Source organism: Lacibacter sediminis, from assembly GCF_014168535.1.
In the GTDB taxonomy this organism is placed as follows: Bacteria; Bacteroidota; Bacteroidia; order Chitinophagales; family Chitinophagaceae; genus Lacibacter; species Lacibacter sediminis.
On sequence record NZ_CP060007.1, the window covers coordinates 4,021,036 to 4,035,337 of the forward strand.

13 protein-coding genes are annotated in these 14,302 nt (G+C 40.6%); 11 read left to right on the forward strand and 2 right to left on the reverse strand.

The window, feature by feature from the left end:
• The first annotated feature begins 19 nt into the window (after positions 1 to 19).
• A complete protein-coding gene (locus H4075_RS17055; RefSeq protein ID WP_182802033.1) occupies positions 20 to 1,000 on the forward strand; it encodes a DUF2157 domain-containing protein in 981 nt (326 codons plus the stop codon).
• The gene (locus tag H4075_RS17060) at positions 997 to 2,151 is read left to right on the forward strand and encodes a hypothetical protein (RefSeq protein ID WP_182802034.1); all 1,155 of its coding nucleotides are present in this window, start codon (positions 997 to 999) and stop codon (positions 2,149 to 2,151) included. Before H4075_RS17055 ends, H4075_RS17060 begins: the two co-directional genes overlap by 4 nt.
• A 7-nt stretch (positions 2,152 to 2,158) precedes the next feature.
• Here H4075_RS17060 and H4075_RS17065 read toward each other — a convergent pair whose 3' ends face one another.
• On the reverse strand, positions 2,159 to 2,896 hold the full coding sequence (locus H4075_RS17065) for a hypothetical protein (RefSeq protein WP_182802035.1): 738 nt from the start codon (positions 2,894 to 2,896) through the stop codon (positions 2,159 to 2,161).
• 8 nt (positions 2,897 to 2,904) lie between these two features.
• On the opposite strand from H4075_RS17065, the gene H4075_RS17070 reads away from it, so the two are divergent.
• A complete protein-coding gene (locus H4075_RS17070; protein WP_182802036.1) occupies positions 2,905 to 4,707 on the forward strand; it encodes a DNA polymerase III subunit gamma/tau in 1,803 nt (600 codons plus the stop codon).
• Between the two features lie 3 nt (positions 4,708 to 4,710).
• On the opposite strand, the gene H4075_RS17075 is transcribed toward H4075_RS17070, so the two are convergent.
• Positions 4,711 to 5,157, reverse strand: coding sequence for a hypothetical protein (locus H4075_RS17075; protein WP_182802037.1), 447 nt, complete (start codon positions 5,155 to 5,157; stop codon positions 4,711 to 4,713).
• A 207-nt stretch (positions 5,158 to 5,364) separates the two neighbouring features.
• Between H4075_RS17075 and H4075_RS17080 the strand changes: the two genes are divergently transcribed.
• From H4075_RS17080 to H4075_RS17115, 8 genes are all read left to right on the forward strand, one after another.
• On the forward strand, positions 5,365 to 7,011 hold the full coding sequence (locus H4075_RS17080) for a 2-oxo acid dehydrogenase subunit E2 (protein ID WP_182802038.1): 1,647 nt from the start codon (positions 5,365 to 5,367) through the stop codon (positions 7,009 to 7,011).
• A gap of 97 nt (positions 7,012 to 7,108) precedes the next feature.
• A complete protein-coding gene (map, locus tag H4075_RS17085; RefSeq protein WP_182802039.1) occupies positions 7,109 to 7,867 on the forward strand; it encodes a type I methionyl aminopeptidase in 759 nt (252 codons plus the stop codon).
• 57 nt (positions 7,868 to 7,924) lie between these two features.
• The gene (locus H4075_RS17090) at positions 7,925 to 9,751 is read left to right on the forward strand and encodes a hypothetical protein (RefSeq protein ID WP_182802040.1); all 1,827 of its coding nucleotides are present in this window, start codon (positions 7,925 to 7,927) and stop codon (positions 9,749 to 9,751) included.
• A 96-nt stretch (positions 9,752 to 9,847) separates the two neighbouring features.
• The gene (locus H4075_RS17095; RefSeq protein WP_255460216.1) at positions 9,848 to 10,711 is read left to right on the forward strand and encodes a UbiA family prenyltransferase; all 864 of its coding nucleotides are present in this window, start codon (positions 9,848 to 9,850) and stop codon (positions 10,709 to 10,711) included.
• Positions 10,704 to 11,792, forward strand: a complete 1,089-nt coding sequence (locus H4075_RS17100; RefSeq protein WP_182802041.1) for a type III polyketide synthase — start codon at positions 10,704 to 10,706, stop codon at positions 11,790 to 11,792. The genes H4075_RS17095 and H4075_RS17100 overlap by 8 nt, the downstream gene beginning before the upstream one ends.
• Complete coding sequence (locus H4075_RS17105) at positions 11,785 to 12,528, forward strand: methyltransferase domain-containing protein (protein WP_182802042.1); 744 nt, start codon at positions 11,785 to 11,787, stop codon at positions 12,526 to 12,528. Before H4075_RS17100 ends, H4075_RS17105 begins: the two co-directional genes overlap by 8 nt.
• On the forward strand, positions 12,521 to 13,657 hold the full coding sequence (locus tag H4075_RS17110; RefSeq protein WP_182802043.1) for an NAD(P)/FAD-dependent oxidoreductase: 1,137 nt from the start codon (positions 12,521 to 12,523) through the stop codon (positions 13,655 to 13,657). Before H4075_RS17105 ends, H4075_RS17110 begins: the two co-directional genes overlap by 8 nt.
• Positions 13,658 to 13,712: 55 nt before the next feature.
• Positions 13,713 to 14,219 (forward strand): GbsR/MarR family transcriptional regulator, encoded by a 507-nt coding sequence (locus tag H4075_RS17115; protein WP_182802044.1) that lies wholly within the window; start codon positions 13,713 to 13,715, stop codon positions 14,217 to 14,219.
• Positions 14,220 to 14,302: the final 83 nt, after the last annotated feature.

Below are 14,302 nucleotides of genomic sequence, written 5' to 3' on the forward strand. Positions count from 1 at the left end.
AATTCTTAACATTACGGTCATGAATACCCGGCTATTCGAACAACTCCACGCTGAAGGACTAGTATCTGACAGTTCATTCGAAAAAATCAAGAAAGATTCAGACAAAAAACTTATTTCGCTTCATTGGGATATTAAAATCCTTTTATACCTCGGCGTATTGCTTTTAAGCGGTGGACTCGGCATCCTCATTTATAAAAACATTGACAGTATTGGTCACCAGGCTATCCTTGTGTTCATCGCTTTGATTTGTGCGTCTGCTTTTTTCTATTGTATAAACACAAAACTTCCGTTTGCAACATCCAAAGTAGAATCGCCCAATGTATATTTTGATTACGTGCTGCTACTTGCCTGCTTAACCTTCATGAGCTTTATTGCTTACCTGCAATTTCAATACAATGTGTTTGGAACGAGATACGGACTGGCTACTCTTATACCAATGCTGGTTCTATTCTTTTCAGCTTACTATTTTGATCACCTCGGTATACTCAGTTTGGCTATTACCAACTTAGCAGCATGGATAGGAATAACCGTTACGCCTTCCCAATTATTGAAGGCAAATGATTTTAACAGCAGTACCATCATCTATACGGCTTTGTTTCTGGGAGCCTTTTTGATTGCTTTAGCTGTTATCTCAAAAATGAAAGCATTTAAACCTCATTTTGAATTTACGTACAGCAATTTTGGAACCCATCTTCTTTTTATTTCCTGTCTTGCTGCAATGTTCCACTTCGATGTTCTTTACCTGCTTTGGTTTCTGTTATTGATCGCATTGGCATACTTTTTTTATACAAGATCGATACTGAACAAATCATTTTATTTTTTAGTGATTACCACACTTTACACTTATATCGGTATGGGCTACGTGGTTATTCAACTGCTAGATTCAATGAGAAATTTTGGAATGACATCCATCTATCTTGGATTAATGTATTTTATTGCTTCAGGAATCGGTCTTGTTTTCTTCCTCATCAGTTCTAACCGTAAAATAAAAGCAGCATGATCGCCTATAACAAAACATCGCTGCATAATAAGGAGGTGCAACAGCAATCAACATCAGCTTTCGAAAGCAAGCTGATCAGTGCAGATGAATTGCAACAGATCAAAGCAAAATACCCGGTTCATTTTTACACACCCAATTTTTTCATCCGCATCGGGCTATTCATATTAACCGGAATCGTCGTTTCGTTTTCCTTCAGTCTTTTTTCATTGATCTTTATGAGCTCTATTGAAGATGCAATGAAAATTCTCTTGCTGTTTTTTTCATTGCTTACCTATGCAGCATTGGAATTCATGATTGAGAAAAATAACCATTACAACTCGGGTGTGGATGATGCACTGTTGTGGAATTCTGCCGGTATGCTATTGGGAAGCCTGATTGTTATCATTGATTCAGGTGCATTAACGAATTGTATCCTTACGTTCCTCATTTCATTCTATTGTTCACTCCGGTTTGCCGACAGGATCATGGGTGTTATTGCGTTTCTTAGCTTATTGGCCATTATCTTTTTTCTCTTTACCGATCACCTTGGAATTTCCAAGGCCATTATACCGTTTGTGCTGATGGCCGCATCTGCAGCGGTTTATTTTTTAATGATACGGCTCGAAAAGAAAGAAACCCTGAAAAATTATAAGCATTGCTTTACCCTGATCATCATCTTCAGTCTGCTCAGTTTTTATGCGGCAGGAAATTATTATGTGGTGCGGGAAGTAAACAATGCAATGTTTCATTTAACCAGTGATGGTTCTTTACCTTTCGGGTGGTTGTTTTGGGTATTGACTGTTCTTATTCCCATTCTTTATATTATCAGAGGATTACTAAAGAAAGATGTTATCTTTTTAAGGATCGGTGTGCTGCTGATTGCGGCCATGATCTTTACGATTCGATATTATCATTCTGTTCTTCCATTAGAAATAGCAATGACAATTGCCGGAGCCATTCTGCTTATTCTTTCATATGTGCTGATCAATTACCTCAGGCAACCGAGGTTTGGTTTTGTTTATACAGAACAGAAGGGTGATCAAAAAGATGAAAAGTCGCTGATCGAATCTTTAGTCATTGTTGAAACCCTGGGACAAGAAGCAAAGTCTTCTGATGCCACTAAATTTGGCGGTGGTAGTTTTGGAGGCGGTGGAGCGGGTGGAGAGTATTAAATAGGGATTAAAACCTTCGTCCAACACTCAATAAACATTGTGAAATTGTATCTCCGTTCGTATCAAGTTGCAACTCTGCCAAAACACCGATGGAAATTTTTTTTGAGATAGTATAGTTGTATACAAAACCTACATTACCTCCTATTGCTAGCGTTCGTTGGGGGGATGTATTAAAAAAAGATACAAGTGGAATGGGAAAACCCGTTCCTGCAGGAGGATACACGCCGAGTTCATCCCAATAAGAGGTCGATTGGTATCTTAAAATTGGCCCAATCTTTAGTAACAATTCATGTACCTCACTTCTAACAATGCTGTATCCGTAAAGGCCTGCAATTTGAACCCCCGCAATAGTCCCCCTTACAGAAGCATCAACTTCATTTCCTTGTTGATCGGTATAAAAAATTGGCCATTGCTTATCATGAATAGTACCACCAATACCCACAAACCACGAAGATTTTTTGTTGAAATATTTCCCAAACTCAGAATCATAAGCAAAACCAATAACATCTCCTGTGCCGTTTAAACTTGGGCCAGCGTATAATTGCAGATGCCTTTGGGGAAGTGTATGTTGGGCATTTGATAACAAAGAAATAAACGTTGCAAAAAGTAAAGTTAGCTGTCGCATGATTGGAGTAAAAAGTTCGAATGTAAAATAATTTTTATTTTTTAGCAGGACGGATAAAGTTTCCAGCAAAGCATTCTCAGTCAGGAAAACCTGAAAGGGTTTATTTTCCCTAAATTGCACCCGCAGTTATGGATAAATTCATTGTTTCAGCACGGAAGTACAGACCCCAGACTTTTGATACAGTTGTGGGCCAATCGCATATCACCACTACATTAAAGAATGCCATCAGCCACAACCAGCTGGCGCATGCATTTTTGTTTTGCGGTCCACGTGGTGTGGGCAAAACCACCTGTGCCCGTATTCTGGCAAAAACCATCAACTGCGAAAATATTCAACCAAATGGTGAGGCTTGCGATACCTGTGTGAGCTGCAGAACCTTTAACGAAGGAACATCACTCAACATTCATGAACTCGATGCTGCCAGTAACAACTCGGTGGATGATATCCGTTCCTTAATTGAGCAGGTGCGTTTTGCACCGCAGATGGGGAAATACAAAGTGTATATCATCGATGAGGTACACATGCTCAGCTCCAGTGCCTTCAATGCATTTTTGAAAACGCTGGAAGAGCCTCCTTCCTATGCCATTTTTATTTTAGCAACTACGGAGAAACATAAAATTCTGCCAACCATCTTAAGCCGTTGCCAGATCTTCGATTTCAAACGCATCACCATTAATGATACCGTTGAACATCTGCAGGAAATTGTTGGCAAAGAAGAGATCAACGCAGAGAAACCTGCACTGCAGGTGATCGCTCAAAAAAGTGAAGGTTGTATGCGTGATGCGCTCAGCATCATGGATAAGATCGTGAGCTTTACCAATGGCGAATTAACTTACCAGAATACATTAGAGCATCTGAATATTCTTGATGCTGATTATTTCTTTAAGTTGCTGGAGGCCATGCAACAACAGGACCTTGCTACAAGCATGTTGTTGTTTGATGATATCAACCGCAAAGGTTTTGAAGGCGATATGGTACTGAATGCCATGGCCGAATTCTTCCGCAACTTACTTGTTTGTAAAGATGAGAAAGTGGTAAACCTTTTAGAAGTGGTAGAAAGCTTTAAAGAAAAATACACCTCCGCTGCTAAAAAAACATCTGCTTCGTATATCATCAGCGCATTGAATGTGTTGAATGAAGCAGAGATCAACTACAAACAGGCACGTAACAAACGTCTGCATGTTGAACTGGCTTTGATCAAACTTACGTACCTGCAACAGGCACTCGATCTTACTGATAAAAAAAAAGTAGTTGAGAAAACGAAGGCGGTTCAGTTTCGTGCATTGAAACCAATTGAAGTAAAGGAACATGTACCAACTGAAGGCACAAGGAACAAGGTGCAGGAAACAAGTGGGGCAAAACTAATTGTAGAAGAACCATTGGAGAAGTTACAAGACACAAGGCACAAGACGCAAGAACCAAAAGCCAATGTCCAAAATCCAATTGCACAAACTGCTGTTCCAAAAACTGCTTCTGCAGGTATCAAAGGCGGCTTATCAAAACTGCGTGAAAAAATTGCAGCTGAAAATAATAATCCCAACAATCAGCAAAAAGAAATTGATCCCGAAGGTTTGAAAATAGCCTGGCAGGAATACATTCTCAAACTGAAAGCAGCCACCAAACATTCGGTGGTATCTACATTTGAGATGATGGAATGCCGCATGAAAACTCCTCTTGACTTTGAAGTTCAGGTGTATGGCAATATTCAACTTGGTTTTCTGAAGCAGGAGAAAACAGCATTGCTGCAACATGTGCAAAGCTTTTTTAAAAACCCCAACATTAATATTCTTGTTCAGTTGGTTGAAGAACCGGAAGATCTTACACCGGTTGAACGACCACTTTCTATGAAGGAGCAATTTATTCGAATGACTGAGAAATATCCGCTGGTAAAAGATCTGAAAGATAGGTTGGGATTGGAACTGGATTACTAAATTCTACAGTTTTACCATTTTCATATCATACCGCAATGCTGTAGTAATCAAAATTGTTTTACCGCTTATTGTGTAATCGGAAGGCTTGCAGGGATAAAGCGATTGCAGGTTACATGACATCAGCACCGTTAAAAAAGCCGAGCCTAAATTATCTTCAGCAACTTCCGTCATATTAAAGAAACCAAAATTCACTTGGTGAGCTGCAGGTAATGTGTAGCTGCCGCCACTAATTGTATTTTTCAACGTTTTCCCGGTAAATGAACCATCTGCTTTTAACGAAAGACTGATCCTTCCGGCATTACCGGGTTGATAAGTTAGCGTGGCACCTGTACTCTTATCCTTTATCTCAACTAATTGCCATGTTCCCGCCAAAGGCATATTTGCTGCAGGTTCTGTACTGCATGATGACATCAGAACGATCAACAGTGAGAAAATTGTAAGGATTCGCATAGCGGTTGTTTTCCTTTCTGACAAATTAAACGCATTTTTCGTTGCTTACTGCTGCTTCTTTTGTTTCAAACAGGCTGCATTACTGCTTTCTGTAAACCTTCGAAAGCATGGCTCGAAAAACTAACAGTTATTGACCAGAAACCACAGGTCGATATTTGCCTAAATTGCCTTAATTTCACGCCCTCATTACGACAAAAAACTGATCTTATGGCTGAAGTGATTCGTATGCCCCTGTTAAGTGATACCATGACCGAAGGAAAAATTCTGAAATGGAACAAACAGGTGGGCGACAAAGTTAAAGGCGATGATGTGCTTGCAGATGTTGAAACCGATAAAGCGACGATGGAAGTTGTGGGTTATGCCGATGGCACCTTACTCTATATCGGTGTTCCGGAAGGCAAAGCAGCACAGATCAATGAAATTATTGCAATCGTTGGTAAAGAAGGTGAAGATTATAAAAGCCTGTTAGATGGCGGATCGGCTGCTCCGGCTCCGGCTGCTGCAACTGAAACGGCTGCTGCCCCTGCTCCTTCGGCTCCTGCCGCTGCAGGTGTTGATGCTGACGCATTAGCTGGCCAGTTGGGTGTTACGGTTATCCGTATGCCTCTCCTGAGCGATACAATGACAGAAGGAAAAATCATTGCCTGGAATAAGAAAGTGGGTGACGCTGTAAAGGCCGATGAAAGTCTTGCAGATGTTGAAACCGACAAAGCAACGATGGAAGTGATTCCGTATGTAGACGGCACAATTTTATATACCGGTGTTGAAGCAGGCAATGCTGCCAAAGTAAACGAAGTAATTGCTGTGATCGGTAAAGCCGGTACAGATATTTCTGCTTTGGTGAATGCATTTAAAAATCCGGGTACTCCCTCAGCTCCGGCAAGTGCAACGGCTGCAACAACAGCTGCTGCCGCAACCACACCTGCCGCTGTTGCATCAACAACAGCTTCAAGCACAGAAAACGGTCGTTTAAAAGCATCTCCATTAGCAAAGAAAATTGCTGCTGAAAAAGGTATCGATCTCCACGCTGTACAAGGCAGTGGTGATGGGGGCCGTATCATTAAAGCAGATATCGATAATTATAAACCTGCAGCTGCTGCCGCAAGTGTTCCTGCAGCCAAAGCAGCAACTCCTTCTGCTCCTGTTATTGCCTTTACTCCCGGTGCAGGCGAAGGATTTGTTGATACGCCAAACAGCAACATGCGCAAAACAATTGCACGTCGTTTGGGCGAAAGCATGTTTACTGCTCCGCATTTCTATTTGAAAATGGAACTGAACATGGATAATGCCATGGCAGCACGTGCACAAATGAATGCAGTTAGTCCGGTTAAGATCAGCTTCCAGGATATGATGATCAAAGCATGTGCTATGGCATTGCGCAAACATCCTGCAGTGAACTCTTCATGGATGGGCGAGTTTATCCGCACTTACAATCATATTCATATTGGTAGTGCGGTTGCAGTTGACCAGGGATTGATTGTTCCTGTATTCAAATTTGCAGATCAAAAAAGTTTGAGCCAGATCGCTTCTGAAGCAAATGGCTTGTACGATAAAGCAAGAACAGGTAAACTGCAACCGCAGGAATTTACCGGCAACACATTTACGATCTCTAACTTAGGTATGATGGATATTGAAGATTTCACTGCCATCATCAACCCGCCAGACAGCTGTATTCTTGCTGTTGGTCGCATTAAAGAAATTGTGATCAAGAAGAAAGATGGCAGCTTCGGTACTACCAATGTAATGAAAGTAACATTGAGTTGCGATCACCGCAGTGTTGATGGTGCTGTTGGTTCTTCGTTCCTGCAAACATTGAAGAAGTATATCGAGAATCCTGTTACCATGTTGGTATAAGTATCTCTGATCAATTTTATATGATCCCGTTGCACTGTTGCAACGGGATTTTTTATTGCTGAATCATTTTATCTTTATTGACTAAACAGTAACTATTATGTCCATCACCAACAATGCAGAACTGGAAGGAATGCAAAAGATCAGCAACGCTGTGGCTGTTACATTAAAAGCTATGCGTGAATATGCAAAGCCCGGCATCAGCACGAAAGAACTGGATGACTATGGCGGAAAATTGTTGGAGGAGATGGGCGCTAAATCAGCACCTTATCTTACTTATAATTTTCCTGGCTTCACTTGTATCAGTGTCAACAAATCATTTGCACATGGTATTCCATCAACAAATATTATTCTTCAGGAAGGAGACCTGGTGAATATTGATGTATCAGCTGAGTTAGATGGTTATTGGTCAGACAATGGCGGTTCATTTGTTGTTGGTGAAGATATGCATCAGCACCAACCCTTGGTTGATCTGTCGAAACGAATTTTATACAATGCACTCGATCAGATAAAAGGAGGTGTGCGTATTTCAGAGATTGGTAAACTGATCGAGACACAGGCAAAGAAAGCAAACTGCAAAGTGATACAGAATTTAACGGGTCATGGTGTTGGCAGAAGTTTGCATGAAGATCCACTGGAGATACCAAACTATTATGATCGTTTTAATACAAAACGTTTTCGCAAAAACTCAGTTGTTGCCATTGAAACATTCATTGCCACACATTCTACACAAGCTGTAGAGTTAGAAGACGGCTGGACCTTCGTTGGTAACAAAGGCGGCTATGTTGTGCAGCATGAACACACGATCATGATCACAGATGGCAAGCCGGTTATTCTTACAGCAGCCAATGGTATTTGATCAGTAACATTTTTTCCTCTAAATCATCTTTGCAGGCTTCTGTTTATATTGCAGCAAATGGGCAAAACAAGCACCAACATTTTACTTGCGTGTACGATCCTTATCTCGTGCTTGTTTTATTTTATACAGGGAAGAAAAAGTCTCGTTTTTTATGGCGATGCATTGGGCTATTATCTCTATTTGCCAACTGCATTTATTTACAACAACACCGGCCATCCTGAAACCTTACCAACTGACAATGGCATTGATCCCATAGTAACGAACTATGTAACGGATATGTATGCGCAATCAGGCAAAAGCGCAAAGGGATATTTCGTAAATCAATACACCTACGGCACCGCTTTTTTTGAATTACCTTTTTTTACTGTAGCACATGTAATTGCAAAGCTCACAAACGGGGAAGCAAATGGGTTTTCAAAAACATACAGCAACGCCATCCGGTTTTCAAGTATTGCTTATCTCTTACTGGGTTTATTTTTCCTGTTTCGATCGTTGCTGCTGTTTGTTGATCGAAATACAGCAATCATAACCACCTGCATCGTTCTTATCGGCACAAACCTTTTTTGGTTTTCCTTTTACCAAAGCGGGATGGCACACAACCTGCTATTCTTTCTTTATGCATTGTTGCTATTCCTTACCATCAGAGTACATCAAAAACCTTCCCTGCTGTTATTTGTAGTAACAGGTTTAACAGCCGGTTTTATCAGCATCATTCGCCCTTCAGATATTCTCTGTTTGCTTATTCCTGTCATGTATGGCATCTATAACCGTGCATCGTTTACAGAGAAAGTACAATTCATCAGGAAGAATGCTGTTTACATTGGCATTGCTGCTCTTTGCTTTTTACTTCCGATCATTCCACAAATGCTGTACTGGAAAAAATATGGCGGATCATTTTTTTATGACAGTTATGTGAATCAAAAATTTGATTTCTTACATCCACATATTTTTGAAGGCTTGTTTGGATTCAAGAACGGTTGGCTGGCTTACACGCCGATTATGTTTTTTGCTTTTGTCGGACTTGTATTTGCCAAACGTTTCAGGAAAGTACAGTTGCTGTTTCTTACATTGTTGCCACTCTATATTTATATCATTTACTCGTGGTGGTGTTATAATTATATTAATGGGTTTGGTTCAAGGCCAATGATTCACCTTTATCCTTTACTGGCAATCCCATTAGCAACACTCATAAATACTTCAACAAAGCAAATAGTAATGCAGGTTTCTCTTTGGGTGCTGTTGTTGTTTTGTTGCTTCGTCAATATCAAACAAAGTACGCAGCAGGCAAAAAGAGAAATGTGGAGTGAGGAATCGAACGCAACGTTTAACCTGCAAACACTTTTTAAATCGAGACTCAGTTATAACGATCTCGTGGTCATGGATTGTGGCGACCGGCAGCCCCATGCTTCATCACTGCCTGCTCAAAAATCAATGGCTGAAATAAATCCCTACGACAGCATACAGCAAAAAGATTTCATTCGGATGAGTGAGCAGGAAGAGTTTGCACCTGTATCGCTGCAATATTTTACCGCTGCAAAAGATATCACTACATCATACATAAAAGCCAGCGGTACTTTCAACGCACCTGAACAGATATACGATTGGTACCGCTATCAGTTGATGGTGTTAACCGTTACACGCAATGGCGAGGTCCTGCTTTGGAAAGCCGTAAAGATCAATAATAAAATCGGGCTTGCTGACAGCTCCTGTTTAAAGCATCCACGCATTGAACTCCGGCATACTGATCTTAATCAATGGGGACCTGTTCATTTCTTTGCACCACTTTCATTTAAACTGCAAACAGGTGACGAAGTAAAAGTGCTGGTATGGAACCTGGCACGCAAGCCATTACTGATCAAAAACCTGAAACTGGAACTTTTTTAGCAGATCTGCGTTACATATTTTGTGAGCTTCAAATGACAGCCAGGCGATAGTTTGCCCATTAAACAAAGCTTACATTTACAATAAGCATCATCAACCATGATCAGGAAAAGTACTATACAGCTGTTACGATTTCATTTCTCCATTTTCTTAATGCCGGTATATTGGTTTGCATTAACTCAATTGGTAAACATCAACCGGACAAATGCGTTATTGATCTTTATCATTCTTCATGTGCTTGTGTACCCATCCAGCAATGGTTATAACAGTTATATGGACAGGGACAACTCTCCTATTGGTGGCCTTGCAAACCCATTGCAGCCAACAAAGCAATTATATTATACAACAGTTGCTATGGATGTTTTAGCTGTTGCACTGTCATTCATTATCAGTTACTGGTTTGCAGTTGGAATACTTATTTATATCATTGGGTCAAGGCTATACAGCTATCGTGGTGTAAGGCTGAAACAGTATCCAATTATTGGTTATCTCACAGTAATTACGCTGCAAGGTGGTTTGGTTTTCTGGATGGTTTATCATGGATCATCAGTGATGCTTAAAACAGGCATGCCTATTGCAGGTATGATTGCAGCAAGCTTGCTGATCGGCGGGTTTTATCCGCTTACACAAATTTATCAGCATAAGCAGGATAAAGAAGATGGAGTGACAACCATCAGTTACCTGCTGGGCTATCGCAAAACCTTTGTATTCTGCGCCGTTGTTTACTCTGTTGCCATGATGTTTGTTGGTTATACCTTCTTTTCATCACTGATGATAAAAGAATTTTTCATCCTGGCCATCTTTTTCCTCCCCATTCTCGTTTATTTCTTATGGTGGGCAGTGAAAGTGTGGAAGGACGAAAGTTTTGCAGATTTTAAACATACGATGCAAATGAACGTTTTGGCAAGTATATGCACCAACGCAGCATTTATAACGATCTTAATCATGAATCAATTTGAGTAAACTGGTTTCCATTGGCACAGCCGTTCCGGCATTTAAACATGCGCAGAAAGATATCCTGCAGTTCATGCAGGAAGTGTATGCCTTAGATGCTGTTGAAAACAGGAAGCTGAAATTTCTGTACAGCCAAAGTGGAATTGATACACGTTACTCTGTTGTTCCCGATTACAGTCACAAATTACCTGAATGGAAGTTTTATCCGCACAGCGAAAATCTTGAACCATTTCCGGATTTAGAACATCGCATGCGTTGGTACAACCGTTATGCGGCACCGTTATCTGTTGATGCGATCAGGCAATGTATTGCAGGAAAGATAAACAGTCAGCAAATCACGCATCTTATAACAGTCAGTTGCACAGGCATGAGTGCGCCGGGTCTTGATCTGATGGTGATGGAGCTGATGGATCTTCCAAAAAATATCTTTCGCACTTCCATCAACTTCATGGGTTGCTATGCAGCCATTCACGGATTAAAGCTGGCTGATATGATTTGCAAAACCGATCGTGCTGCAAAAGTGATGGTTGTGTGTACTGAATTATGCACACTGCATTTCCAAAAAGATGCTAGTCCGGATAGTATTGCTTCCACGCTTTTATTTGGAGATGGTAGTGCTGCAGCATTGGTGATGCATGATGATGTAACTGCAAAAGGACTGCACCTGAAAAGTTTTTACAGCGAAATTGTGCCTAAAGGCAAACGGGACATGGCATGGGAACTCTCATCCACTGGCTTCTTAATGACGTTGAGCGGATATATTCCTGATCTCATTAAAGAAGATTTTGAACCGTTGGTGCAGAGAGCATTGCAACATGCAGATCTGCAACAAAACGATATCAGTAACTGGTGTATTCATCCCGGAGGAAGGCGCATTGTAGATACTATTCATAAATCGCTTCAACTACCGGAAGGAAAACTTCAGGCTTGTTATGATGTGTTGCGTGATTATGGCAACATGTCTTCTCCTACTATTCTATTTGTGCTGAAAGAATTGATGCAAAACAGCAGTAAGGATGAATCCATTTTTGGTGCCGCCTTTGGCCCTGGCTTAACAATGGAAACTTTTGTAGCTTCAACACATGCCTGATCTCACGAAACGATCATATCAAAAAGAACTACTCGATGGCGATGATATTCTGTTTGATGACATCAAACAGAATATGCAGGAACTGGATGTGATCAATACTTGGCTAGGTGGACACCAGATCACTATCAAAGGCTTTCAACATTTCATTAGCAGACTCAGTCACCCGCCAGTCCTGAGCTTGTCGAAGGATGGGGTGGCTCACCCGCAAACACTTCAAATTTGTGAAATTGGCTGTGGTGGTGGCGATAATCTGAGAGCCATCCAACAATACTGTAAAAAGAAAAACATCAATATAAAACTGATCGGTATTGATATCAACCCACATTGCATTGCCTATGCACATTCAAGAAGAGAAAATGAAGGCATTGAATTTATCTGCTCAGATTATTCCACAGCAGCATTCACGCAAAAACCCGATATTATTTTTTCTTCGTTGTTCTGTCATCATTTTAGTGAGGATGAATTACAATTTCAATTCATGTGGATGAAGAACAATTCAACACTTGGTTTTTTTGTGAATGATCTACACAGGCATGTGCTTGCTTATTATTCCATCAAACTGTTGACCAACCTTTTTTCAAAATCATATCTTGTAAAAAACGATGCACCATTGAGTGTTGCAAGAGGATTTAAACGGGAAGAACTTATTCAACTTTGTGATCGACCATCTATCAACAACCATCAATTAAAATGGATGTGGGCTTTTCGTTGGTTATTGATTTATAAACATGACTGACAAGCATTACGATATTGCAATCATTGGTGGCGGCCTTGCCGGATTGGCTCTAGCCATTCAATCAGCAAAGCAAGGTTATAAAGTTGTGTTGTTTGAAAAAGAAACATATCCCTATCACAAGGTTTGCGGCGAATACATCAGTATGGAAAGCTGGAACTATCTTGAATGGTTAGGAATTCCGTTATCACAACTCCATTTACCGATCATCAAACAACTGGAAGTATCGTCGCCTGAGGGAAATATCTTTCAACATGAATTGCCGCTTGGTGGTTTTGGCATCAGTCGTTATAAACTGGATGAAATGCTGGCCACCATTGCCCGGCAACACCATGTTCATTTACTGGAAGAAACAAAAGTGAACGATGTAATTTTTCACGACAATACATTCATTATTCATTCAACTGCCGGTGAGTTTACTGCAACAGTTGCAGCAGGTTGTTTCGGCAAACGATGTAATCTTGATGTTAAATGGAATCGAAATTTTGTACAGCAAAAACCAAATAAACTCAACAACTATATCGGCGTTAAATATCATATCAACATCAATCGGCCGGCTGATGTAATTGCGTTGCACAATTTCAAAAATGGATACTGTGGTATTTCACAAATTGAAGATGGAAAATTTTGTCTTTGTTATTTAACCACTGCTGTTAATTTGCAAAAAAGCAATAACAATATTGAACAGATGGAGAAAAACATCCTCTGCAAAAACCCACAGCTCAAAAAAATATTTGCTGAAGCTGAATTTCTATACAAGACTCCTGTTACCATTTCACAGATCAGCTTTGATCAAAAGCAACAAGTAGAACATCACGTGTTGATGATTGGCGATGCAGGTGGCATGATCACGCCACTTTGTGGCAACGGTATGAGCATGGCCATGCACGGAAGTAAACTGGCGTTTGAACAGGTGCATGCGTTTCTGCAACAGCAAATCACACGGCAGCAAATGGAAGAATGCTACAGCCGCAACTGGCAACAGCAGTTTGCCAAACGTTTAAAAACCGGCCGCCTGATTCAAGGGCTCTTTGGCAAGCCAAGCATCACCAATCTCTTCATCAATTCAGTCAAAACGCTGCCCTTCCTAGCCAAACCGTTGATACGTCTCACACACGGCCGATCCTATTAAAAAATTAATTTTCAGTAATTACTGAAAATTCGGAATTGTTTGCTAACTTAGGGCCATGAAATTATCGGAAGCCAAACAACAGTTCATCAGCACCTGGGGCGCCATGGGTACACATTGGGGTATTAACCGCACCATGGCACAAGTTCATGCGTTGCTGATGATCAGTCCTGACCCTTTAACACAGGACGATGTGATGGCCCAGTTGAATATCAGCCGGGGGAATGTGAACATGAACATCCGTGACCTGATCGATTGGGGTTTGGTGGATCGTGTGCTGATCCAAGGTGAACGCAAAGAATATTTCACAGCTGAAAAAGATATCTGGAAAGTAGCACGCCAGATCATTAAAGAACGCAAGAAACGTGAATTGGATCCAATGATGAAACTGATGGATCAGTTAAGTAAAGTGGATGGCGATAAAAAAGACAAGGAAGTAAAAACATTTCTTGATACTATCAGCGGTATTAAAAAATTTGGTGCACATGCCGATAGTATGCTCGATGTTGTTGTGAAGAGTGATGAGAATTGGTTCATCAGTACAGCATTGAAGCTCTTTAAATAGTTGATCAAAGATCAATACAGCCGATTCGTTCGGCTTTTTTAAAACACACTATTTTCATTTTTTTCTGAAATTATAAAATACAT